General features: G+C 50.9%; 24 protein-coding genes. 21 read left to right on the top strand and 3 right to left on the bottom strand.

The features are described 5' to 3' along the window. Nucleotides 1–89 precede the first annotated feature (89 nt). Together otsB and otsA are read left to right on the top strand one after the other, a co-directional pair. A complete protein-coding gene (gene otsB, locus AB4H76_RS09960) occupies nt 90–890 on the top strand; it encodes a trehalose-phosphatase (protein WP_001299673.1) in 801 nt (266 codons plus the stop codon). Then, nucleotides 865–2289 (top strand): alpha,alpha-trehalose-phosphate synthase, encoded by a 1425-nt coding sequence (gene otsA / locus AB4H76_RS09965; protein ID WP_001295646.1) that lies wholly within the window; start codon nt 865–867, stop codon nt 2287–2289. Before otsB ends, otsA begins: the two co-directional genes overlap by 26 nt. 6 nt (nt 2290–2295) lie before the next feature. Here the strand turns inward: otsA and uspC are convergent, their stop codons facing one another. Next, nucleotides 2296–2724 carry a universal stress protein UspC gene (uspC, locus tag AB4H76_RS09970; protein ID WP_000122426.1) on the bottom strand — a complete coding sequence of 143 codons (429 nt, stop codon included), beginning with the start codon at nt 2722–2724 and terminating at the stop codon, nt 2296–2298. A gap of 778 nt (nt 2725–3502) precedes the next feature. Between uspC and flhD the strand changes: the two genes are divergently transcribed. The 15 genes from flhD to flhE all read left to right on the top strand — a co-directional run bounded on the left by flhD (nt 3503) and on the right by flhE (nt 19120). Continuing rightward, nucleotides 3503–3853, top strand: coding sequence for a flagellar transcriptional regulator FlhD (gene flhD, locus AB4H76_RS09975; RefSeq protein ID WP_001295647.1), 351 nt, complete (start codon nt 3503–3505; stop codon nt 3851–3853). A gap of 2 nt (nt 3854–3855) precedes the next feature. Continuing rightward, nucleotides 3856–4434 (top strand): flagellar transcriptional regulator FlhC, encoded by a 579-nt coding sequence (gene flhC / locus AB4H76_RS09980; protein ID WP_001291603.1) that lies wholly within the window; start codon nt 3856–3858, stop codon nt 4432–4434. A gap of 126 nt (nt 4435–4560) precedes the next feature. Beyond that, nucleotides 4561–5448 carry a flagellar motor stator protein MotA gene (gene motA, locus AB4H76_RS09985; RefSeq protein WP_000906340.1) on the top strand — a complete coding sequence of 296 codons (888 nt, stop codon included), beginning with the start codon at nt 4561–4563 and terminating at the stop codon, nt 5446–5448. Then, nucleotides 5445–6371 (top strand): flagellar motor protein MotB, encoded by a 927-nt coding sequence (gene motB, locus AB4H76_RS09990; RefSeq protein ID WP_000795630.1) that lies wholly within the window; start codon nt 5445–5447, stop codon nt 6369–6371. Before motA ends, motB begins: the two co-directional genes overlap by 4 nt. Before the next feature lie 4 nt (nt 6372–6375). Further along, on the top strand, nt 6376–8340 hold the full coding sequence (cheA, locus tag AB4H76_RS09995) for a chemotaxis protein CheA (protein WP_001300654.1): 1965 nt from the start codon (nt 6376–6378) through the stop codon (nt 8338–8340). A 20-nt stretch (nt 8341–8360) separates the two neighbouring features. After that, on the top strand, nt 8361–8864 hold the full coding sequence (gene cheW / locus AB4H76_RS10000; RefSeq protein ID WP_077492505.1) for a chemotaxis protein CheW: 504 nt from the start codon (nt 8361–8363) through the stop codon (nt 8862–8864). A gap of 144 nt (nt 8865–9008) precedes the next feature. After that, nucleotides 9009–10670 (top strand): methyl-accepting chemotaxis protein II, encoded by a 1662-nt coding sequence (tar, locus tag AB4H76_RS10005; RefSeq protein ID WP_001297437.1) that lies wholly within the window; start codon nt 9009–9011, stop codon nt 10668–10670. A 45-nt stretch (nt 10671–10715) separates the two neighbouring features. After that, nucleotides 10716–12317 carry a methyl-accepting chemotaxis protein IV gene (tap, locus tag AB4H76_RS10010; RefSeq protein ID WP_000483223.1) on the top strand — a complete coding sequence of 534 codons (1602 nt, stop codon included), beginning with the start codon at nt 10716–10718 and terminating at the stop codon, nt 12315–12317. 18 nt (nt 12318–12335) lie between these two features. Then, nucleotides 12336–13196 (top strand): protein-glutamate O-methyltransferase CheR, encoded by an 861-nt coding sequence (gene cheR / locus AB4H76_RS10015; protein ID WP_000204342.1) that lies wholly within the window; start codon nt 12336–12338, stop codon nt 13194–13196. A gap of 2 nt (nt 13197–13198) precedes the next feature. Further along, nucleotides 13199–14248: a protein-glutamate methylesterase/protein glutamine deamidase gene (cheB, locus tag AB4H76_RS10020; protein ID WP_000036371.1), complete on the top strand. Its 1050-nt coding sequence runs from the start codon at nt 13199–13201 to the stop codon at nt 14246–14248. A gap of 14 nt (nt 14249–14262) precedes the next feature. After that, nucleotides 14263–14652 carry a chemotaxis response regulator CheY gene (gene cheY / locus AB4H76_RS10025; RefSeq protein ID WP_000763867.1) on the top strand — a complete coding sequence of 130 codons (390 nt, stop codon included), beginning with the start codon at nt 14263–14265 and terminating at the stop codon, nt 14650–14652. Between the two features lie 10 nt (nt 14653–14662). Beyond that, nucleotides 14663–15307, top strand: coding sequence for a protein phosphatase CheZ (gene cheZ / locus AB4H76_RS10030; protein WP_000983609.1), 645 nt, complete (start codon nt 14663–14665; stop codon nt 15305–15307). A 201-nt stretch (nt 15308–15508) separates the two neighbouring features. Then, on the top strand, nt 15509–16657 hold the full coding sequence (gene flhB / locus AB4H76_RS10035) for a flagellar biosynthesis protein FlhB (RefSeq protein ID WP_001278936.1): 1149 nt from the start codon (nt 15509–15511) through the stop codon (nt 16655–16657). After that, nucleotides 16650–18728 carry a flagellar biosynthesis protein FlhA gene (gene flhA / locus AB4H76_RS10040; protein WP_000066982.1) on the top strand — a complete coding sequence of 693 codons (2079 nt, stop codon included), beginning with the start codon at nt 16650–16652 and terminating at the stop codon, nt 18726–18728. The genes flhB and flhA overlap by 8 nt, the downstream gene beginning before the upstream one ends. Beyond that, a complete protein-coding gene (flhE, locus tag AB4H76_RS10045; protein ID WP_001259583.1) occupies nt 18728–19120 on the top strand; it encodes a flagellar protein FlhE in 393 nt (130 codons plus the stop codon). Before flhA ends, flhE begins: the two co-directional genes overlap by 1 nt. Nucleotides 19121–19239: 119 nt before the next feature. Here flhE and AB4H76_RS10050 read toward each other — a convergent pair whose 3' ends face one another. Then, nucleotides 19240–19728, bottom strand: coding sequence for a lysozyme inhibitor LprI family protein (locus tag AB4H76_RS10050; RefSeq protein ID WP_001300831.1), 489 nt, complete (start codon nt 19726–19728; stop codon nt 19240–19242). A 90-nt stretch (nt 19729–19818) separates the two neighbouring features. On the opposite strand from AB4H76_RS10050, the gene yecV reads away from it, so the two are divergent. Continuing rightward, the gene (yecV, locus tag AB4H76_RS10055; RefSeq protein WP_211180499.1) at nt 19819–19863 is read left to right on the top strand and encodes a protein YecV; all 45 of its coding nucleotides are present in this window, start codon (nt 19819–19821) and stop codon (nt 19861–19863) included. 41 nt (nt 19864–19904) lie between these two features. On the opposite strand, the gene argS is transcribed toward yecV, so the two are convergent. Then, nucleotides 19905–21638, bottom strand: a complete 1734-nt coding sequence (argS, locus tag AB4H76_RS10060; protein WP_001025322.1) for an arginine--tRNA ligase — start codon at nt 21636–21638, stop codon at nt 19905–19907. Nucleotides 21639–21853: 215 nt separating this feature from the next. Here argS and AB4H76_RS10065 point away from each other — a divergent pair, with 215 nt between their 5' ends. The 3 genes from AB4H76_RS10065 to AB4H76_RS10075 all read left to right on the top strand — a co-directional run bounded on the left by AB4H76_RS10065 (nt 21854) and on the right by AB4H76_RS10075 (nt 24668). Continuing rightward, nucleotides 21854–22420 (top strand): VOC family protein, encoded by a 567-nt coding sequence (locus AB4H76_RS10065; protein WP_001295504.1) that lies wholly within the window; start codon nt 21854–21856, stop codon nt 22418–22420. A 13-nt stretch (nt 22421–22433) separates the two neighbouring features. Continuing rightward, the gene (gene cutC / locus AB4H76_RS10070) at nt 22434–23180 is read left to right on the top strand and encodes a copper homeostasis protein CutC (RefSeq protein WP_001185727.1); all 747 of its coding nucleotides are present in this window, start codon (nt 22434–22436) and stop codon (nt 23178–23180) included. Between the two features lie 387 nt (nt 23181–23567). Continuing rightward, entirely contained in the window at nt 23568–24668 is a 1101-nt protein-coding gene (locus tag AB4H76_RS10075; protein ID WP_001214316.1) for a NapC/NirT family cytochrome c, read from the top strand. The last annotated feature ends 3 nt before the right edge of the window (nt 24669–24671 follow it).

Raw genomic sequence — 24671 nt, forward strand, 5'->3', positions numbered from 1 at the left:
ATGGCGACCCCCGTCACACTGTCTATACTTACATGTCTGTAAAGCGCGTTCTGCGCAACACAATAAGAAAAGAGAAGGAGGAGAACCGGGTGACAGAACCGTTAACCGAAACCCCTGAACTATCCGCGAAATATGCCTGGTTTTTTGATCTCGATGGAACGCTGGCGGAAATCAAACCGCATCCCGATCAGGTCGTCGTGCCTGACAACATTCTGCAAGGACTACAGCTACTGGCAACCGCAAGTGATGGTGCATTGGCATTGATATCAGGGCGCTCAATGGTGGAGCTTGACGCACTGGCAAAACCTTATCGCTTCCCGTTAGCGGGCGTGCATGGGGCGGAGCGCCGTGACATCAATGGTAAAACACATATCGTTCATCTGCCGGATGCGATTGCGCGTGATATTAGCGTGCAACTGCATACGGTCATCGCCCAGTATCCCGGTGCGGAGCTGGAGACGAAAGGGATGGCCTTTGCGCTGCATTATCGTCAGGCTCCGCAGCATGAAGACGCATTAATGACATTAGCGCAACGTATTACTCAGATCTGGCCACAAATGGCGTTACAGCAGGGAAAGTGTGTTGTCGAGATCAAACCGAGAGGTACCAGTAAAGGTGAGGCGATTGCAGCTTTTATGCAGGAAGCTCCCTTTATCGGGCGAACGCCCGTATTTCTGGGCGATGATTTAACCGATGAATCTGGCTTCGCAGCCGTTAACCGGCTGGGCGGAATGTCAGTAAAAATTGGCACAGGTGCAACTCAGGCATCATGGCGACTGGCGGGTGTGCCGGATGTCTGGAGCTGGCTTGAAATGATAACCACCGCATTACAACAAAAAAGAGAAAATAACAGGAGTGATGACTATGAGTCGTTTAGTCGTAGTATCTAACCGGATTGCACCACCAGACGAGCACGCCGCCAGTGCCGGTGGCCTTGCCGTTGGCATACTGGGGGCACTGAAAGCCGCAGGCGGACTGTGGTTTGGCTGGAGTGGCGAAACAGGGAATGAGGATCAGCCGCTAAAAAAGGTGAAAAAAGGTAACATTACGTGGGCCTCTTTTAACCTCAGCGAACAGGACCTTGACGAATACTACAACCAATTCTCCAATGCCGTTCTCTGGCCCGCTTTTCATTATCGGCTCGATCTGGTGCAATTTCAGCGTCCTGCCTGGGACGGCTATCTACGCGTAAATGCGTTGCTGGCAGATAAATTACTGCCGCTGTTGCAAGACGATGACATTATCTGGATCCACGATTATCACCTGTTGCCATTTGCGCATGAATTACGCAAACGGGGAGTGAATAATCGCATTGGTTTCTTTCTGCATATTCCTTTCCCGACACCGGAAATCTTCAACGCGCTGCCGACATATGACACCTTGCTTGAACAGCTTTGTGATTATGATTTGCTGGGTTTCCAGACAGAAAACGATCGTCTGGCGTTCCTGGATTGTCTTTCTAACCTGACCCGCGTCACGACACGTAGCGCAAAAAGCCATACAGCCTGGGGCAAAGCATTTCGAACAGAAGTCTACCCGATCGGCATTGAACCGAAAGAAATAGCCAAACAGGCTGCCGGGCCACTGCCGCCAAAACTGGCGCAACTTAAAGCGGAACTGAAAAACGTACAAAATATCTTTTCTGTCGAACGGCTGGATTATTCCAAAGGTTTGCCAGAGCGTTTTCTCGCCTATGAAGCGTTGCTGGAAAAATATCCGCAGCATCATGGTAAAATTCGTTATACCCAGATTGCACCAACGTCGCGTGGTGATGTGCAAGCCTATCAGGATATTCGTCATCAGCTCGAAAATGAAGCTGGACGAATTAATGGTAAATACGGGCAATTAGGCTGGACGCCGCTTTATTATTTGAATCAGCATTTTGACCGTAAATTACTGATGAAAATATTCCGCTACTCTGACGTGGGCTTAGTGACGCCACTGCGTGACGGGATGAACCTGGTAGCAAAAGAGTATGTTGCTGCTCAGGACCCAGCCAACCCGGGCGTTCTTGTTCTTTCGCAATTTGCGGGAGCGGCAAACGAGTTAACGTCGGCGTTAATTGTTAACCCCTACGATCGTGACGAAGTTGCAGCTGCGCTGGATCGTGCATTGACTATGTCGCTGGCGGAACGTATTTCCCGTCATGCAGAAATGCTGGACGTTATCGTGAAAAACGATATTAACCACTGGCAGGAGTGCTTCATTAGCGACCTAAAGCAGATAGTTCCGCGAAGCGCGGAAAGCCAGCAGCGCGATAAAGTTGCTACCTTTCCAAAGCTTGCGTAGGAGCGGTTAATCACCCGTAAGTGGAACTAACAGCACATCGACCTCACTTGAGGCAATCACTCTTTTCGCCGAGCAGGATGCTCGCGAAAAGAAACTGTGATTGTGATTACCGCAAATCACCAAATCGAAATGATGTTTGTGACATACTTCCAGAATATGTTCGCTTAACTCACCGTAGGCAATAAACGTCTTGTCAACGGGATACCCCGCATCCTGAATTAACTTATCAAGAAAGCTTTGCGTTTCTTCTTGCATCACGCTGCGTAAATCTTCAAGCATCGGCGCGGCTAATTGATTGTACATTTCCGGGTCGGAAGCGAGAGTAATTAAACTGATGTGTCCCTTTACTGGCCTGGCGATAGATACCGCTTTTGCCAGCAGTTGCTGACTTTCCGGTGTAACCGCAACAGCGACAAGAATATTGCTATAGCTCATAACCTGTTCCTTATTCTGTGAACTTCAGGTGACATTAAAGCTTTACTCCTAATGGAGAAACGACGCAATCCCAACTCGGTCAAACAGGTAAATATTAGTCTGATTATTAGTAAAGACAATTAATCAATCACTCCCGGTGATCATATAATTTCAAATGTAATTATAAGAAAATAGTGTACTGATTCTCCGCATTAAACAAGTGGTTAATATATGTAAAACATTTCATTAACATTATGTTGATTGTTGCCTTTCTTTGTATTTAATTAGTTTGTTGTGCGGTAAGTGTCTGTTTAAAAATAGCTTATCTGGTATTGCATGAAAGTGATTATTTATAGCAGATGATTATTTACGGTGAGTTATTTTAACTGTGCGCAACATCCCATTTCGATTATTCCTGTTTCATTTTTGCTTGCTAGCGTAGCGAAAAACTTTTTAACAGATTGAAATACACCCAAAACAAAAGTATGACTTATACATTTATGTTAAGTAATTGAGTGTTTTGTGTGATCTGCATCACACATTATTGAAAATCGCAGCCCCCCTCCGTTGTATGTGCGTGTAGTGACGAGTACAGTTGCGTCGATTTAGGAAAAATCTTAGATAAGTGTAAAGACCCCCTTCTATTTGTAAGGACTTATTAAACCAAAAAGGTGGCTCTGCTTATTGCAGCTTATCGCAACTATTCTAATGCTAATTATTTTTACCGGGGCTTCCCGGCGACATCACAGGGTGCGGTGAAACCGCATAAAAATAAAGTTGGTTATTCTGGGTGGGAATAATGCATACCTCCGAGTTGCTGAAACACATTTATGACATCAACTTGTCATATTTACTACTTGCACAGCGTCTGATTGTTCAGGACAAAGCGTCCGCTATGTTTCGTCTCGGCATAAATGAAGAAATGGCGACAACATTAGCGGCACTGACTCTTCCGCAAATGGTTAAGCTGGCAGAAACCAATCAGCTGGTTTGTCACTTCCGTTTTGACAGCCACCAGACGATTACTCAGTTGACGCAAGATTCCCGCGTTGACGATCTCCAGCAAATTCATACCGGCATCATGCTCTCAACACGCTTGCTGAATGATGTTAATCAGCCTGAAGAAGCGCTGCGCAAGAAAAGGGCCTGATCATGAGTGAAAAAAGCATTGTTCAGGAAGCGCGGGATATTCAGCTGGCAATGGAATTGATCACCCTGGGCGCTCGTTTGCAGATGCTGGAAAGCGAAACACAGTTAAGTCGCGGACGCCTGATAAAACTTTATAAAGAACTGCGCGGAAGCCCACCGCCGAAAGGCATGCTGCCATTCTCAACCGACTGGTTTATGACCTGGGAACAAAACGTTCATGCTTCGATGTTCTGTAATGCATGGCAGTTTTTACTGAAAACCGGTTTGTGTAATGGCGTCGATGCGGTGATCAAAGCCTATCGTTTATACCTTGAACAGTGCCCACAAGCAGAAGAAGGACCACTGCTGGCATTAACTCGTGCCTGGACATTGGTGCGGTTTGTTGAAAGTGGATTACTGCAACTTTCCAGCTGCAACTGCTGCGGCGGCAATTTTATTACCCACGCTCACCAGCCTGTTGGCAGCTTTGCCTGCAGCTTATGCCAACCGCCATCCAGGGCAGTAAAAAGACGTAAACTTTCCCAGAATCCTGCCGATATTATCCCACAACTGCTGGATGAACAGAGAGTACAGGCTGTTTAACTGATACGGTGAGGCGCAACATTCCAGCAGCGGTAACGACGTACCGCTGCTTTTTTTTGCCCCAATCGCGCGTTAACGCCTGACGACTGAACATCCTGTCATGGTCAACAGTGGAAGGATGATGTCGTGCTTATCTTATTAGGTTACCTGGTTGTTCTCGGTACAGTTTTCGGCGGTTATTTGATGACCGGTGGAAGCCTTGGAGCACTCTATCAACCCGCTGAACTGGTGATTATTGCCGGTGCAGGGATTGGGTCGTTTATCGTCGGCAATAATGGCAAAGCGATTAAAGGCACGCTGAAGGCGCTGCCGTTGCTGTTTCGTCGCTCCAAATACACCAAAGCAATGTATATGGATCTGCTGGCTCTGCTTTATCGGTTGATGGCAAAATCGCGGCAGATGGGGATGTTTTCGCTGGAACGTGATATTGAAAATCCCCGTGAGAGCGAGATCTTCGCCAGCTACCCACGCATCCTCGCGGATAGCGTCATGCTTGATTTTATCGTCGATTATCTGCGCCTGATTATCAGCGGTCACATGAACACCTTCGAAATCGAAGCCCTGATGGATGAAGAGATTGAGACGCACGAAAGCGAGGCAGAAGTCCCGGCGAACAGTCTGGCGCTGGTCGGGGACTCACTTCCGGCGTTTGGTATTGTTGCGGCTGTAATGGGGGTCGTTCACGCGTTAGGTTCAGCCGATCGTCCTGCCGCCGAGCTGGGTGCGCTTATCGCACATGCGATGGTGGGGACTTTCCTCGGCATTTTATTGGCTTACGGATTTATTTCCCCATTAGCGACTGTTTTACGTCAGAAAAGCGCCGAAACCAGCAAAATGATGCAGTGCGTCAAAGTCACTCTGCTTTCTAATCTGAACGGTTACGCACCGCCTATCGCCGTTGAGTTTGGTCGCAAAACGCTCTATTCCAGCGAACGTCCGTCGTTTATTGAACTGGAAGAGCATGTGCGTGCGGTGAAAAATCCGCAACAACAGACGACAACCGAGGAAGCATGAAGAATCAAGCGCATCCGATTATTGTCGTCAAACGACGCAAAGCCAAAAGCCACGGGGCAGCACATGGATCGTGGAAGATTGCTTATGCCGACTTTATGACTGCGATGATGGCCTTTTTTCTGGTGATGTGGCTGATCTCCATCTCCAGCCCAAAAGAGCTGATTCAGATTGCGGAGTACTTCCGGACTCCACTGGCGACTGCGGTTACGGGCGGCGATCGCATTTCTAATAGTGAAAGCCCAATTCCCGGCGGTGGTGATGATTACACCCAAAGCCAGGGGGAAGTGAATAAGCAGCCGAACATCGAAGAGCTGAAAAAACGCATGGAGCAAAGTCGATTGCGGAAATTGCGGGGTGATCTCGACCAGTTGATAGAGTCCGATCCGAAACTGCGGGCGTTACGTCCCCATCTCAAAATCGATCTGGTCCAGGAAGGTCTACGTATTCAGATCATCGATAGCCAGAATCGCCCGATGTTTAGAACCGGCAGTGCCGATGTCGAACCCTATATGCGCGACATTCTGCGCGCCATTGCGCCTGTACTGAACGGTATTCCCAACCGTATTAGCCTTTCAGGTCATACCGATGATTTCCCCTACGCCAGCGGTGAGAAAGGATATAGCAACTGGGAGCTTTCTGCCGATCGGGCCAATGCATCCCGCCGCGAACTGATGGTCGGAGGGTTGGATAGCGGCAAAGTGTTACGTGTCGTCGGCATGGCGGCAACGATGCGCTTAAGCGATCGCGGACCTGATGATGCCGTCAACCGTCGCATCAGCCTGCTGGTACTGAACAAACAAGCCGAACAGGCCATTTTGCATGAAAACGCCGAAAGCCAGAATGAGCCAGTAAGCGCCCTGGAAAAACCTGAGGTTGCACCACAGGTCAGTGTTCCCACAATGCCATCAGCCGAACCGAGGTGACAGCGTGAGCATGGATATAAGCGATTTTTATCAGACATTTTTTGATGAAGCGGACGAACTGTTGGCTGACATGGAGCAGCATTTGCTGGTTTTGCAGCCGGAAGCGCCAGATGCCGAACAATTGAATGCCATCTTTCGGGCTGCCCACTCGATCAAAGGAGGGGCAGGAACTTTTGGCTTCAGCGTTTTGCAGGAAACCACGCATCTGATGGAAAACCTGCTCGATGAAGCCAGACGAGGTGAGATGCAACTCAACACCGACATTATCAATCTGTTTTTGGAAACGAAGGACATCATGCAAGAACAGCTCGACGCTTATAAACAGTCGCAAGAGCCGGATGCCGCCAGCTTCGATTATATCTGCCAGGCCTTGCGTCAACTGGCATTAGAAGCGAAAGGCGAAACGCCATCCGCAGTGACCCGATTAAGTGTGGTTGCCAAAAGTGAACCGCAAGATGAGCAGAGTCGCAGTCAGTCGCCGCGACGAATTATCCTTTCGCGCCTGAAGGCCGGGGAAGTCGACCTGCTGGAAGAAGAACTGGGACATCTGACAACGTTAACTGACGTGGTGAAAGGGGCGGATTCGCTCTCGGCAATATTACCGGGCGACATCGCCGAAGATGACATCACAGCGGTACTCTGTTTTGTGATTGAAGCCGATCAGATTACCTTTGAAACAGTAGAAGTCTCGCCAAAAATATCCACCCCACCAGTGCTTAAACTGGCAGCCGAACAAGCGCCAACCGGCCGCGTGGAGCGGGAAAAAACGACGCGCAGCAATGAATCCACCAGCATCCGTGTAGCGGTAGAAAAGGTTGATCAATTAATTAACCTCGTCGGCGAGCTGGTTATCACCCAGTCCATGCTTGCCCAGCGTTCCAGCGAACTGGACCCGGTTAATCATGGTGATTTGATAACCAGCATGGGGCAGTTACAACGTAACGCCCGTGATTTGCAGGAATCAGTGATGTCGATTCGCATGATGCCGATGGAATATGTTTTTAGTCGCTATCCCCGGCTGGTGCGTGATCTGGCGGGAAAACTCGGCAAGCAGGTAGAACTGACGCTGGTGGGCAGTTCTACTGAACTCGACAAAAGCCTGATAGAACGCATTATCGACCCGCTGACCCACCTGGTACGCAATAGCCTCGATCACGGTATTGAACTGCCAGAAAAACGGCTCGCCGCAGGTAAAAACAGCGTCGGAAATTTAATTCTGTCTGCCGAACATCAGGGCGGCAACATTTGCATTGAAGTGACCGACGATGGGGCGGGGCTAAACCGTGAGCGAATTCTGGCAAAAGCGGCCTCGCAAGGTTTGACTGTCAGCGAAAACATGAGCGACGACGAAGTCGCGATGCTGATATTTGCACCTGGCTTCTCCACGGCAGAGCAGGTCACCGACGTCTCCGGGCGCGGCGTCGGCATGGACGTCGTTAAACGTAATATCCAGGAGATGGGCGGTCATGTCGAAATCCAGTCGAAGCAGGGTACTGGCACTACGATCCGCATTTTACTGCCGCTGACGCTGGCCATCCTCGACGGCATGTCCGTACGCGTTGCGGATGAAGTTTTCATTCTGCCGCTGAATGCTGTTATGGAATCACTGCAACCCCGTGAAGCCGATCTCCATCCACTGGCCGGCGGCGAGCGGGTGCTGGAAGTGCGGGGTGAATATCTGCCCATCGTCGAACTGTGGAAAGTGTTCAACGTCGCGGGCGCGAAAACCGAAGCCACCCAGGGAATTGTGGTGATCTTACAAAGTGGCGGTCGCCGCTACGCCTTGCTGGTGGATCAATTAATTGGTCAACACCAGGTTGTGGTTAAAAACCTTGAAAGTAACTATCGCAAAGTCCCCGGCATTTCTGCTGCGACCATTCTTGGCGACGGCAGCGTGGCACTGATTGTTGATGTCTCCGCCTTGCAGGCGATAAACCGCGAACAACGTATGGCGAACACCGCCGCCTGAATGAGTAAAAAGGTAACAATATGACCGGTATGACGAATGTAACAAAGCTGGGCAGCGAGCCGTCAGGCCAGGAATTTCTGGTATTTACCCTTGGTGATGAAGAGTACGGTATTGATATCCTGAAAGTGCAGGAGATCCGTGGCTACGATCAGGTAACACGGATTGCGAACACGCCAGCGTTTATCAAAGGCGTCACGAATCTGCGCGGCGTTATTGTGCCGATTGTTGACTTACGAATTAAGTTCAGCCAGGTGGATGTGGACTATAACGACAACACGGTAGTTATCGTCCTGAATCTCGGACAGCGGGTGGTCGGCATCGTGGTTGACGGCGTCTCAGACGTGCTTTCATTGACGGCGGAGCAAATTCGTCCGGCACCGGAATTTGCCGTGACGCTTTCAACAGAATATCTCACTGGACTGGGCGCACTGGGCGACCGGATGTTGATTCTGGTGAACATCGAAAAACTGCTGAACAGCGAAGAGATGGCGCTGTTAGATAGCGCGGCGTCAGAAGTGGCGTAATTCTCCCGATTTCCTCAATTGAAATGAACCCGATGATCTGCGCATCGGGTTTTTTATTTCAATTTCGCGGCGGGTGGCATCAGCAATAAAGTTTCCCCCCTCCTTGCCGATAACGAGATCAACTTGTTTTCAGGAAGGTGCCTTATGATTAACCGTATCCGCGTAGTCACGCTGTTGGTAATGGTGCTGGGGGTATTCGCACTGTTACAGCTTATTTCCGGCAGTCTGTTTTTTTCTTCCCTTCACCATAGCCAGAAGAGCTTTGTGGTTTCCAATCAATTACGGGAACAGCAGGGCGAGCTGACGTCAACCTGGGATTTAATGCTGCAAACGCGCATTAACCTGAGTCGTTCAGCGGTACGGATGATGATGGATTCCTCCAATCAACAAAGTAACGCCAAAGTTGAATTGCTCGATAGCGCCAGGAAAACATTGGCGCAGGCAGCGACGCATTATAAAAAATTCAAAAGCATGGCACCGTTACCTGAAATGGTCGCTACCAGTCGTAATATTGATGAAAAATATAAAAACTATTACACAGCGTTAACTGAACTGATTGATTATCTAGATTATGGCAATACTGGAGCTTATTTCGCTCAGCCAACCCAGGGAATGCAAAATGCAATGGGCGAAGCGTTTGCTCAGTACGCCCTCAGCAGTGAAAAACTGTATCGCGATATCGTCACTGACAACGCAGATGATTACCGATTTGCCCAGTGGCAACTGGCGGTTATCGCGCTGGTGGTGGTATTGATTCTGCTGGTGGCGTGGTACGGCATTCGCCGTATGTTGCTTACTCCGCTGGCAAAAATTATTGCTCACATTCGCGAAATCGCCGGTGGTAACCTGGCGAATACCCTGACCATTGACGGGCGCAGTGAAATGGGCGACCTGGCGCAGAGCGTTTCACATATGCAACGCTCTTTGACTGACACCGTCACTCATGTCCGCGAAGGTTCAGATGCCATCTATGCCGGTACCCGTGAAATTGCGGCGGGCAACACCGATCTTTCCTCCCGTACTGAACAGCAGGCATCCGCGCTGGAAGAAACTGCCGCCAGCATGGAGCAGCTCACCGCGACAGTGAAGCAAAACGCCGATAACGCCCGCCAGGCCTCGCAACTGGCGCAAAGTGCCTCCGACACCGCCCAGCACGGCGGCAAAGTGGTGGATGGCGTAGTGAAAACGATGCATGAGATCGCCGATAGTTCGAAGAAAATTGCCGACATTATCAGCGTTATCGACGGTATTGCCTTCCAGACTAATATCCTCGCGCTGAATGCCGCGGTTGAAGCCGCGCGTGCGGGTGAACAGGGCCGTGGTTTTGCCGTGGTGGCGGGTGAAGTGCGTAATCTTGCCAGTCGCAGCGCCCAGGCGGCAAAAGAGATCAAAGCCCTCATTGAAGACTCCGTCTCACGCGTTGATACCGGTTCGGTGCTGGTCGAAAGCGCCGGGGAAACAATGAACAATATCGTCAATGCTGTCACTCGCGTGACTGACATTATGGGCGAGATTGCATCGGCATCGGATGAACAGAGCCGTGGCATCGATCAAGTCGCATTGGCGGTTTCGGAAATGGATCGCGTCACGCAACAGAACGCATCGCTGGTGCAGGAATCAGCTGCCGCCGCCGCTGCGCTGGAAGAACAGGCGAGTCGTTTAACGCAAGCGGTTTCCGCGTTCCGTCTGGCAGCCAGCCCACTCACCAATAAACCGCAAACACCATCCCGTCCTGCCAGTGAGCAACCACCGGCACAGCCACGACTGCGAATTGCTGAACAAGATCCAAACTGGGAAACATTTTGACGAGTATTTACTAACGCGGTCATTGCCGCCTGATGGGGAGCGTTGATGTTTAATCGTATTCGAATTTCGACCACGCTGTTTTTAATTTTGATTCTCTGCGGGATCTTGCAGATTGGCAGTAACGGCATGTCTTTTTGGGCATTTCGCGACGATTTGCAACGACTGAATCAGGTCGAGCAGAGCAATCAGCAACGTGCGGCATTAGCGCAAACTCGGGCGGTAATGTTACAGGCCAGTACCGCGCTGAACAAAGCGGGCACTCTGACGGCACTTAGCTATCCGGCGGATGACATTAAAACGTTGATGACGACGGCGCGCGCCAGTCTGACGCAATCCACCACGCTGTTTAAAAGTTTTATGGCGATGACTGCGGGCAACGAGCACGTCAGGGCATTGCAAAAAGAGACGGAGAAAAGTTTTGCCCGCTGGCACAACGATCTCGAACATCAGGCGACCTGGCTTGAAAGTAATCAACTTTCGGATTTCCTCACTGCGCCGGTGCAGGGATCACAGAATGCGTTTGACGTTAACTTTGAGGCCTGGCAGCTGGAGATCAACCATGTGCTGGAAGCCGCCAGTGCGCAAAGCCAGCGTAACTATCAGATTTCGGCACTGGTGTTTATCAGCATGATTATTGTTGCGGCGATCTACATCAGCAGTGCGCTGTGGTGGACGCGCAAGATGATTGTTCAACCACTGGCCATTATCGGTAGCCATTTTGACAGCATTGCTGCGGGTAATCTGGCGCGTCCGATTGCGGTATATGGTCGTAATGAGATCACCGCCATTTTTGCCAGTCTGAAGACCATGCAGCAGGCTTTGCGTGGGACGGTAAGTGATGTGCGTAAGGGAAGCCAGGAGATGCACATTGGTATCGCGGAGATTGTCGCAGGCAATAACGATCTCTCAAGTCGTACCGAACAGCAGGCGGCATCGCTGGCACAAACGGCCGCCAGTATGGAGCAATTAACCGCCACGGTAGGGCAAAACGCCGATAACGCACGACAGGCGTCGGAACTGGCAAAAAATGCCGCGACAACGGCGCAGGCGGGCGGTGTTCAGGTCAGTACCATGACTCACACCATGCAGGAGATCGCCACCAGCTCGCAAAAAATTGGCGACATTATCAGCGTTATCGACGGAATTGCTTTCCAGACCAATATTCTGGCCCTGAATGCGGCAGTGGAAGCGGCTCGCGCCGGAGAGCAGGGGCGTGGTTTTGCGGTAGTGGCAGGTGAAGTGCGCAATCTTGCCAGCCGTAGCGCGCAGGCAGCAAAAGAGATCAAAGGGCTGATCGAAGAGTCAGTCAATCGTGTCCAGCAGGGTTCGAAACTGGTGAATAACGCCGCCGCGACCATGATCGATATTGTCAGTTCGGTGACCCGCGTGAACGACATTATGGGAGAAATTGCCTCTGCGTCGGAAGAACAACAGCGGGGGATTGAGCAGGTTGCACAGGCTGTCAGCCAGATGGATCAGGTGACTCAGCAGAACGCCTCGCTGGTAGAAGAAGCGGCGGTGGCAACGGAACAACTGGCGAATCAGGCCGACCATCTTTCGTCGCGTGTGGCGGTATTTACCCTTGAAGAATATGAAGTAGCACGACATGAGTCGGTGCAGTTACAAATTGCGCCAGTGGTATCCTGAAGTGATTGAGAAGGCGCTATGACTTCATCTCTGCCCTGTGGGCAAACGTCTTTATTGTTACAGATGACCGAGCGCCTGGCGCTTTCCGACGCGCATTTTCGGCGGATAAGTCAATTGATCTATCAACGAGCCGGGATCGTTCTGGCTGACCATAAACGCGACATGGTTTACAACCGACTGGTTCGTCGTTTGCGTTCGCTGGGACTGACGGATTTCGGTCATTATCTGAACTTGCTGGAATCTAATCAGCACAGCGGTGAGTGGCAGGCGTTTATCAATTCGCTGACCACGAATCTGACGGCATTTTTCCGTGAGGCACACCATTTCCCTCTGCTCGCGGATCACGCACGTCGCCGTTCTGGCGAGTATCGCGTATGGAGCGCGGCGGCTTCGACCGGCGAAGAGCCGTACAGCATTGCGATGACGCTGGCTGACACATTGGGCACCGCGCCCGGACGCTGGAAAGTGTTTGCCAGTGATATCGACACCAAAGTGCTGGAAAAAGCCAGAAGCGGTATTTATCGCCATGAAGAGTTGAAAAACCTGACGCCGCAGCAACTGCAACGGTATTTCATGCGAGGGACGGGACCGCATGAAGGGCTGGTACGCGTGCGTCAGGAGCTGGCGAACTATGTTGATTTTGCCCCGCTGAATCTACTGGCGAAACAGTACACCGTGCCGGGGCCGTTTGATGCGATCTTCTGTCGTAACGTCATGATCTACTTCGATCAAAATACCCAGCAGGAGATTTTGCGCCGCTTTGTTCCGCTCCTTAAACCCGACGGATTGCTGTTTGCGGGTCACTCTGAAAACTTTAGCCACCTTGAGCGCCGCTTCACGCTGCGTGGTCAGACGGTGTATGCGCTAAGTAAGGATTAACGATGAGCAAAATCAGGGTGTTATCTGTCGATGATTCGGCACTGATGCGCCAGATCATGACAGAAATCATCAACAGCCATAGCGACATGGAAATGGTGGCGACCGCGCCTGATCCGCTGGTCGCGCGTGACTTGATTAAGAAATTCAATCCCGATGTGCTGACGCTGGATGTTGAAATGCCGCGGATGGACGGACTGGATTTCCTCGAAAAATTAATGCGTTTGCGTCCAATGCCCGTAGTGATGGTTTCTTCCCTGACCGGCAAAGGGTCAGAAGTCACGCTGCGCGCGCTGGAGCTGGGGGCGATAGATTTTGTCACCAAACCGCAACTGGGTATTCGCGAAGGAATGCTGGCGTATAGCGAAATGATTGCTGAAAAGGTGCGTACAGCAGCAAAGGCGAGCCTTGCAGCACATAAGCCATTGTCGGCACCGACAACGCTGAAGGCAGGGCCGTTGTTGAGTTCTGAAAAACTGATTGCGATTGGTGCTTCAACGGGTGGAACTGAGGCAATTCGTCACGTACTGCAACCGTTGCCGCTTTCCAGCCCGGCACTGTTAATTACCCAGCATATGCCGCCTGGTTTCACCCGCTCTTTTGCCGACAGACTTAATAAGCTTTGTCAGATCGGGGTTAAAGAAGCCGAAGACGGAGAACGTGTTTTGCCGGGGCATGCCTATATCGCGCCGGGCGATCGGCATATGGAGCTGGCGCGTAGTGGCGCAAATTACCAAATCAAAATTCATGATGGCCCGGCGGTTAACCGTCATCGGCCTTCGGTAGATGTGTTGTTCCATTCTGTCGCCAAACAGGCGGGGCGTAATGCGGTTGGGGTGATCCTGACCGGTATGGGCAACGACGGCGCGGCAGGAATGTTGGCGATGCGTCAGGCGGGGGCATGGACCCTTGCGCAAAACGAAGCAAGTTGCGTGGTGTTCGGCATGCCGCGCGAGGCCATCAATATGGGTGGTGTCTGCGAAGTGGTCGATCTTAGCCAGGTAAGCCAGCAAATGTTGGCAAAAATTAGTGCCGGACAGGCGATACGTATTTAAATCAGGAGTGTGAAATGGCGGATAAAGAACTTAAATTTTTGGTTGTGGATGACTTTTCCACCATGCGACGCATAGTGCGTAACCTGCTGAAAGAGCTGGGATTCAATAATGTTGAGGAAGCGGAAGATGGCGTCGACGCTCTCAATAAGTTGCAGGCAGGCGGTTATGGATTTGTTATCTCCGACTGGAACATGCCCAATATGGATGGCCTGGAATTGCTGAAAACAATTCGTGCGGATGGCGCGATGTCGGCATTGCCAGTGTTAATGGTGACTGCAGAAGCGAAGAAAGAGAACATCATTGCTGCGGCGCAAGCGGGGGCCAGTGGCTATGTGGTGAAGCCATTTACCGCCGCGACGCTGGAGGAAAAACTCAACAAAATCTTTGAGAAACTGGGCATGTGAGGATGCGACTATGATGCAACCATCAATCAAACCTGCTGACGAGCATTCAGCTGGCGATATCATTGCGCGCATCGGCAGCCTGACGCGTATGCTGCGCGACAGTTTGCGGGAACTGGGGCTGGATCAGGCCATTGCCGAAGCGGCGGAAGCCATCCCCGATGCGCGCGATCGTTTGTACTATGTTGTGCAGATGACCGCCCAGGCTGCGGAGCGGGCGCTGAACAGTGTTGAGGCGTCACAACCGCATCAGGATCAAATGGAGAAATCAGCAAAAGCGTTAACCCAACGTTGGGATGACTGGTTTGCCGATCCGATTGACCTTGCCGACGCCCGTGAACTGGTAACAGATACACGACAATTTCTGGCAGATGTACCCGCGCATACCAGCTTTACTAACGCGCAACTGCTGGAAATCATGATGGCGCAGGATTTTCAGGATCTCACCGGGCAGGTCATTAAGCGGATGATGGATGTCATTCAGGAGATCGAACGCCAGTTGCTGATGGTGCTGTTGGAAAACATCCCGGAACAGGAGTCGCGTCCAAAACGTGAAAACCAGAGTTTGCTTAATGGACCTCAGGTCGATACCAGCAAAGCCGGTGTGGTAGCCAGTCAGGATCAGGTGGACGATTTGTTGGATAGTCTTGGATTTTGATTTGTATTGCCTGATGTGGCGTGACCACGTCATATCAGGCGGTCTGATAAGGCGATGACGCCGCATCCGACAAACGCACACTATGCTTGATGTGTGGCAGCAAAAGCCCTAAATCCCGCCTGTTTTGCCCCTTACTCAAACCATTGAACGCTTTGCGCTCTGGCATCATTCACGCTTAATACTCTTTCCAGGATTGGCGACGTGTCTGACGAGAGCGACGACAAAACAGAAGCCCCCACACCTCACCGACTAGAAAAAGCGCGGGAAGAGGGGCAAATCCCGCGTTCCCGTGAACTGACCTCACTGCTGATTTTGCTGGTGGGCGTTAGTGTTATCTGGTTTGGCGGTGTGTCGCTGGCCCGTCGATTGTCGGGCATGCTCTCCGCTGGGCTGCATTTTGATCACAGTATTATCAAAGACCCGAATCTGATCCTCGGGCAGATTATTCTGCTGATCAGAGAAGCCATGCTGGCGCTGCTGCCACTGATTAGCGGCGTGGTACTGGTGGCGCTCATTTCTCCGGTCATGCTGGGAGGGCTGGTATTTAGCGGCAAATCCTTGCAGCCGAAGTTTTCCAAACTCAACCCGCTACCGGGCATTAAACGGATGTTCTCGGCTCAGACTGGCGCGGAGTTGCTTAAAGCAATTTTGAAAACCATCCTGGTTGGCAGCGTGACGGGGTTTTTTCTCTGGCATCACTGGCCGCAGATGATGCGCTTAATGGCCGAGTCTCCGATTACCGCCATGGGTAATGCGATGGATTTGGTAGGGCTATGCGCACTGCTGGTGGTGCTTGGTGTCATTCCAATGGTGGGATTTGACGTCTTTTTCCAAATCTTCAGCCACCTGAAAAAGCTGCGAATGTCGCGGCAGGATATTCGTGATGAGTTCAAACAAAGCGAAGGCGACCCCCATGTTAAAGGACGGATCCGTCAGATGCAGCGAGCTGCCGCACGGCGTCGGATGATGGCCGATGTGCCGAAAGCGGATGTCATTGTCAATAACCCGACCCACTATTCGGTAGCGTTGCAGTATGACGAAAACAAAATGAGCGCACCGAAAGTGGTCGCTAAAGGTGCAGGGCTGGTCGCGCTGCGCATTCGTGAAATTGGCGCTGAAAATAACGTCCCGACGCTTGAAGCGCCGCCGCTGGCGCGAGCGCTGTATCGACATGCGGAGATTGGTCAACAAATCCCGGGTCAACTGTACGCCGCGGTGGCGGAAGTGCTGGCCTGGGTCTGGCAACTGAAACGCTGGCGTCTGGCTGGTGGACAGCGCCCTGTACAACCTACTCATCTTCCGGTGCCGGAAGCCCTGGATTTTATTAACGAGAAACCGACCCATGAGTAATCTGGCCGCGATGCTGCGCCTGCCCGCAAACCTGAAATCGACACAATGGCAGATCCTTGCCGGACCGATTTTGATCCTGTTGATCTTGTCGATGATGGTGCTGCCACTGCCCGCATTCATACTCGACCTGTTGTTTACCTTCAATATTGCCTTGTCGATCATGGTGTTGCTGGTGGCGATGTTTACCCAGCGCACGCTTGAGTTTGCTGCGTTTCCGACCATTCTGTTGTTTACCACGCTGTTGCGTCTGGCACTTAACGTGGCTTCAACCCGTATCATTTTAATGGAAGGGCATACCGGCGCGGCGGCGGCAGGGAAGGTGGTCGAAGCGTTCGGTCACTTCCTCGTTGGTGGCAATTTCGCTATCGGTATCGTGGTGTTTGTCATTCTCGTGATCATCAACTTTATGGTCATTACCAAAGGTGCCGGGCGTATCGCAGAAGTGGGTGCGCGCTTTGTTCTCGATGGTATGCCGGGTAAGCAGATGGCGATTGACGCCGACCTTAACGCCGGATTGATTGGTGAAGATGAGGCGAAAAAACGCCGCTCCGAAGTGACTCAGGAAGCCGATTTTTACGGCTCAATGGACGGGGCAAGTAAGTTTGTTCGCGGCGATGCCATCGCCGGGATCCTCATCATGGTCATTAACGTTGTCGGCGGGTTGCTGGTCGGCGTGCTGCAACATGGCATGAGCATGGGACACGCGGCGGAAAGTTATACGCTATTGACCATTGGCGACGGTCTGGTGGCACAAATTCCGGCGCTGGTGATTTCTACCGCCGCGGGGGTCATCGTTACGCGTGTCAGCACCGATCAGGATGTTGGCGAGCAGATGGTGAATCAGCTTTTCAGTAACCCAAGCGTTATGTTGTTAAGCGCCGCCGTGCTCGGTTTACTCGGCCTGGTGCCTGGAATGCCGAACCTGGTATTTTTGCTGTTCACTGCCGGATTGCTCGGGCTGGCCTGGTGGATACGCGGACGCGAACAAAAAGCGCCTGCCGAACCCAAACCGGTAAAAATGGCAGAGAATAATACCGTTGTCGAAGCGACGTGGAACGATGTACAACTGGAAGATTCTCTGGGAATGGAAGTGGGTTATCGACTGATCCCGATGGTCGATTTCCAGCAGGATGGTGAGTTGTTGGGCCGTATACGCAGTATCCGCAAGAAATTTGCCCAGGAGATGGGATTTCTGCCGCCAGTGGTGCACATTCGCGACAATATGGATCTGCAACCTGCCCGCTATCGCATTTTGATGAAAGGCGTGGAGATTGGCAGTGGTGATGCTTATCCGGGGCGCTGGCTGGCGATTAACCCTGGAACCGCTGCCGGGACGTTACCTGGTGAGGCGACCGTCGATCCGGCATTTGGCCTGAATGCTATCTGGATTGAAAGTGCGCTAAAAGAACAGGCGCAGATTCAGGGGTACACAGTGGTTGAGGCCAGCACGGTGGTAGCAACGCATCTTAACCACCTCATTAGCCAGCATGCCGCAGAGCTGTTTGGTCGTCAGGAGGCGCAACAGCTGTTGGATCGCGTCGCCCAGGAGATGCCAAAGCTGACGGAAGATCTCGTTCCTGGCGTCGTCACGCTCACCACACTGCATAAAGTGCTGCAAAATCTCCTCGATGAAAAAGTACCGATTCGCGATATGCGCACCATTCTCGAAACGCTGGCGGAACATGCGCCCATCCAAAGCGATCCACATGAATTAACCGCCGTCGTGCGCGTGGCGTTGGGACGGGCGATTACCCAGCAGTGGTTTCCTGGCAAAGATGAAGTCCATGTTATTGGCCTCGATACACCGCTGGAACGTTTGTTACTACAGGCGCTGCAGGGCGGGGGAGGACTGGAGCCAGGGCTGGCGGATCGTTTACTGGCGCAAACTCAGGAAGCGCTATCCCGTCAGGAGATGCTGGGTGCGCCGCCAGTATTGTTGGTGAACCACGCGCTGCGACCATTATTGTCTCGCTTCCTGCGCCGCAGCTTGCCGCAGTTAGTGGTCCTGTCGAATCTGGAACTGTCTGATAACCGACATATCCGCATGACGGCGATAATTGGCGGCAAATAATGAGAACCTTATTAGCAATATTATTGTTTCCGCTGCTGGTGCAAGCCGCCGGGGAGGGGATGTGGCAGGCAAGTAGTGTAGGAATTACGCTAAATCATCGCGGTGAGTCGATGTCGTCTGCGCCTCTTTCTACGCGACAACCTGCTTCAGGATTGATGACGCTGGTAGCGTGGCGTTATCAGCTTATCGGCCCGACACCTTCAGGACTGCGGGTTCGCTTGTGTTCGCAATCTCGTTGTGTCGAATTAGAGGGGCAGAGCGGAACCACCGTGGCCTTTTCCGGTATAGCGGCAGCAGAACCGTTGCGCTTTATCTGGGAAGTGCCTGGCGGTGGGCGGTTAATTCCGCCGCTGAAAGTACAACGTAATGAAGTGATTGTGAATTATCGCTGAAGGACAAAAAAATTACGCGCTCGCGAGTATGTTTAATAACTCAGTGAAAAAGGCTCGATGTTTTGTTGCAATTATTTATCAGGAATAGCTTGCAACAAAACATGCCAAAAATATGTGAATTATCCTCTTGTCAAAGGGCTTGGATAAAAATCTTCAGAGTTACGGTATAGCTGCAACTGGCGAGTTCGCGTATTGGTCTGTATGATCATACATGAGAGCCATTCTGATTCAGAATAAGGGTCACTTAAATCCTGAACGTCCTCATTTGAAAGGATTAATTCACATTCTTTGTCCCTAAAATCCAGCCAGGCTCGCTGTGATTTTTTAAGCAAGTTAAGTTGTTCGGTATCAGGTTTTTTTACACCTGTGCGTGGCACTTGTTCTATATAACGATAAGCTTCACCATAGGCTTTATTTAATTGCGCATCGACGAGATTGTATTCTTGTCGCAGGCATGATTTGATCACGTTAATGTCACTATCATCATCTGAATTTTTTTGCCAACAATCTTTGATGGCTGAAATGTCATGGTCGTTTACTATAAGCGTATCTTCTGCGTAAACCTGGCAAGAGATAATGCCTAATGTTAATACAAGAAATTTAAACACTGCGGTATTCCTTAAATTCAACCGTTATCGTTTCCCTGGGGCCGGATATTACGCTTCTGACTTCTTACCCAACAGTGAGAAAACGATGGCATGTCCATTTTCAGAATACATTTAGATGGCAATAAAAAAGCCTGATCAGGTAACCCTGATCAGGCTTCACTCTCACGAAAAATCGATTACATACGCTCTACAGTCTCAATACCCAGCGTATCCAGACCCAGCTTCAGCGTCTTCGCCGTCAGTTGTGCCAGTTTCAGACGGCTGTTACGCACTTCTTCGTTTTCTGCGCTGAGGATCGGGCAGTGCTCGTAGAAGCCAGAGAACAGACCGGCCAGATCGTACAGGTAAGCACACATCACATGCGGCGTACCTTCACGGGCAACCACGGTGAGGGTTTCTTCAAACTGCAGCAGGCGAGCTGCCAGTTGCGCTTCACGATCTTCACGGATGATTACCGGAGCTGCAGCCAGTTGCTCTTCGTCAATTTCTGCTTTACGGAACACGGACAATACACGCGTGTATGCATACTGCATGTATGGCGCGGTATTACCCTCAAACGCCAGCATGTTGTCCCAGTCGAAGATGTAGTCCGTGGTGCGGTTTTTGGAGAGATCCGCATATTTCACCGCACCAATACCAACCGCGTTAGCCAGTTTTTCCAGCTCGTCGGCTGGCATATCCGGGTTCTTTTCTGCCACCAGACGGCGTGCACGTTCCAGGGCTTCATCCAGCAGATCGGCCAGTTTCACTGTACCACCCGCGCGGGTTTTGAACGGTTTGCCGTCTTTACCCAGCATCATGCCGAACATGTGGTGTTCCAGCGGTACGGATTCCGGTACATAGCCTGCTTTACGGACGATCGCCCATGCCTGCATCAGGTGTTGATGCTGACGGGAGTCGATGTAATACAGCACGCGATCGGCATGCAGTGTTTCATAACGATATTTCGCACAGGCGATATCAGTGGTGGTGTAGAGATAGCCGCCATCTTTCTTCTGAATGATCACGCCCATCGGTTCGCCTTCCTTGTTTTTAAACTCATCAAGGAATACAACGGTCGCCCCTTCGCTTTCTACTGCCAGACCTTTGGCTTTGAGATCCGCCACAATTCCTGGCAGCATTGGGTTGTAGAGGCTTTCGCCCATCACGTCATCACGGGTCAGCGTCACGTTGAGACGATCGTAAGTGATCTGGTTCTGCGTCATGGTGATGTCGACCAGTTTGCGCCACATCTCGCGGAAATATTCGTCACCGCTTTGCAGTTTTACCACGTAGTTACGTGCACGCTCGGCAAACTCTTCATCTTCGTCGTAATGCTTTTTCGCATCGCGGTAGAAACCTTCAAGGTCAGCCAGCTCCATTTCACCGGCGTTTTCCTGCTGCTGCTTTTCCAGCCATGCAATCAGCATACCGAACTGAGTGCCCCAGTCGCCGACGTGGTTTGCGCGAATCACTTTGTGACCGAGGAACTCCAGAGTACGCACTGCTGCGTCACCAATAATGGTAGAGCGCAGGTGACCGACGTGCATCTCTTTCGCCACGTTTGGCGCAGAGTAGTCAACCACAATGGTCTGTTTTTCTGGCGTAGCAACACCGAGACGATCGGACGCCAGCGCCTGCTGAACATGTTCAGCCAGGAATGCCGGATCAAGGAAAATGTTGATAAAGCCTGGACCGGCGATCTCAACTTTGCTGGCGATACCGTTAAGATCCAGATGAGTCAGCACCTGCTCTGCTAATTGTCGCGGTGCCATACCCAGTTTTTTAGCAACTGCCATCATGCCGTTAGCCTGATAGTCGCCGAACTGAACTTTTGCTGACTGACGAACCTGCGGTTCGCAATCCGCAGGCGCGCCTGCCGCAATCATGGCCTGACGGACTTTTTCTGAGAGAAGAGCCTGAATATTCACCGGAATACCTTACATTGATGAAGCGAGCAAAAATTGCCCGCACCAGTTAAAGAAATTAGGGCGGGAGTATACTGCAAATGGCTGTTTTCGTCAGCAACGTGCGCGTGGCGTATTGCCGTTTTCACTATTGCATCAGAAGCGGCGTGAAATCAGCGGTTGGTTGGCACAGGGCAACAGGGTAAATTAACGCTTTTACTGAAAGACGAAGAGTGATTATGGCGAACTGGCAATCTATCGACGAGCTGCAGGATATTGCATCGGATTTACCGCGATTTACCCACGCATTAGATGAACTTTCCCGCCGTCTGGGGTTGAATATCACTCCGCTGACTGCCGATCACATTTCTTTGCGTTGCCATCAAAACGCCACTGCTGAACGCTGGCGTCGCGGGTTTGAACAGTGTGGCGAGCTTTTGTCAGAAAATATGATCAATGGCAGACCGATTTGTCTGTTTAAATTGCATGAACCGGTACAGGTTGCGCACTGGCAGTTTTCTATTGTGGAGCTACCGTGGCCCGGGGAAAAACGTTACCCACACGAAGGTTGGGAACATATTGAAATCGTTCTGCCGGGTGATCCAGAAACGCTGAATGCCCGTGCGCTGGCATTGCTTTCTGATGAAGGACTCAGCCTACCGGGGATCTCAGTGAAAACCAGTTCGCCAAAAGGTGAGCATGAGCGATTACCGAATCCGACGCTGGCGGTCACCGATGGCAAAACAACTATTAAGTTTCATCCGTGGTCCATTGAAGAGATCGTTGCCAGCGAGCAGTCGGCGTAATTAAGGAGTAAAAATGGCATTACTGGAAATTTGCTGTTACAGCATGGAATGTGCACTAACGGCGCAGCAAAACGGCGCAGACAGAGTTGAATTATGCGCAGCCCCAAAAGAGGGGGGCTTAACGCCGTCGTTGGGTGTACTGAAATCCGTGCGCCAGCGGGTGACGATCCCTGTGCATCCGATAATTCGCCCACGCGGTGGTGATTTTTGCTACAGCGACGGTGAGTTTGCCGCCATTCTTGAGGATGTGCGCACGGTCCGCGAATTAGGTTTTCCTGGACTGGTGACGGGCGTTCTCGATGTTGACGGGAATGTCGATATGCCACGAATGGAAAAAATAATGGCTGCTGCCGGTCCGCTGGCAGTGACTTTTCATCGCGCCTTTGATATGTGCGCTAACCCTCTAAATACACTCAATAATCTTGCGGAATTGGGCATTGCCCGGGTGCTGACATCAGGGCAAAAATCAGACGCACTGCAAGGTTTATCAAAAATTATGGAACTTATTGCCCATCGTGATGCTCCAATCATTATGGCCGGAGCAGGAGTCCGTGCAGAAAACCTGCACCACTTCCTCGATGCCGGAGTGCTGGAAGTCCATAGCTCCGCGGGAGCGTGGCAAGCCTCACCGATGCGTTATCGTAATCAAGGATTGTCTATGTCATCAGATGCACACGCGGACGAGTATTCGCGTTATGTCGTAGACGGGGCGGCGGTTGCTGAAATGAAAGGAATCATTGAACGCCATCAGGCCAAATGATTTTTACCGTTGCATCATGTCGCCCAATATGATGCTTGCTCGTACCAGGCCCCTGCAATTTCAACAGGGGCCTTTTTTTATCCCTGAGCAGTATAAAAAACGAACGATAACCGTGATCTGTTGAGCGGGTGACAGTGCGCATAGCGTTGTGCTAAAAATATTTTTTATATTCACATTGATTATGGGATTTAAATTGCTAAAACTGATAAATATATATTCTAAATAGCAACTGGGTTATTCCTTAGCAATTAATGATTACATTGTAATAAATCATATTCTTTATCGATTATTTCAGGCAGTGTTGTGCCGAGTTATGCAAGCGGTTAATTCGTTGTGTATTTAATTATACAATGATTTCGGTGTTCTGGAATTTATTTAGAGGAATCTATGCGAGGGAAAAAACGCATTGGGTTATTGTTTTTGCTGATAGCGGTTGTGGTTGGTGGCGGCGGGTTATTGCTGGCGCAAAAAGCCTTACATAAAACGTCGGATACAGCATTTTGCCTTTCCTGCCACTCGATGAGTAAACCTTTTGAGGAATATCAGGGAACTGTCCACTTTTCGAACCAGAAAGGGATACGTGCGGAATGTGCCGATTGCCATATTCCAAAGTCAGGGATGGATTATTTATTTGCTAAATTAAAAGCATCTAAAGATATTTATCATGAATTTGTTAGCGGCAAAATAGACAGTGACGATAAGTTCGAAACTCATCGCCAGGAAATGGCCGAAACAGTATGGAAAGAATTAAAAGCAACTGACTCTGCAACGTGCCGTAGTTGCCATTCTTTTGATGCCATGGATATTGCCTCGCAAAGTGAATCTGCGCAGAAAATGCATAACAAAGCACAAAAGGGCGGCGAAACCTGTATCGATTGTCATAAAGGCATTGCCCATTTTCCGCCAGAAATAAAAATGGATGACAACGCGGCGCATGAGCTGGAAAGTCAGACCGCTACTTCAGTGACTAATGGCGCACATATTTATCCTTTCAAAACTTCTCGCATAGGCGAGCTGGCTACCGTGAATCCTGGTACCGATCTCACCGTCGTTGATGCCAGTGGCAAACAGCCGATCGTTCTGTTGCAGGGTTATCAAATGCAGGGCAGTGAAAACACGCTCTACCTGGCGGCAGGTCAACGGCTGGCGCTAGCCACATTAAGTGAAGAAGGTATCAAGGCGCTCACGGTAAACGGGGAATGGCAGGCTGACGAATACGGCAATCAATGGCGTCAGGCGTCTTTACAGGGTGCGCTTACCGATCCCGCATTAGCGGACCGTAAACCGCTATGGCAATACGCTGAAAAACTTGACGATACCTATTGCGCTGGTTGTCATGCCCCTATTGCCGCCGACCATTACACCGTCAATGCGTGGCCGTCCATTGCCAAAGGAATGGGGGCACGAACCAGCATGAGCGAAAACGAACTGGACATTTTAACGCGGTATTTCCAGTACAACGCCAAAGATATTACCGAGAAACAGTGATCC

Origin of the sequence: Escherichia sp. UTM R2, assembly GCF_048593455.1 — a bacterium.
GTDB classification, from domain to species: Bacteria; Pseudomonadota; Gammaproteobacteria; order Enterobacterales; family Enterobacteriaceae; genus Escherichia; species Escherichia coli.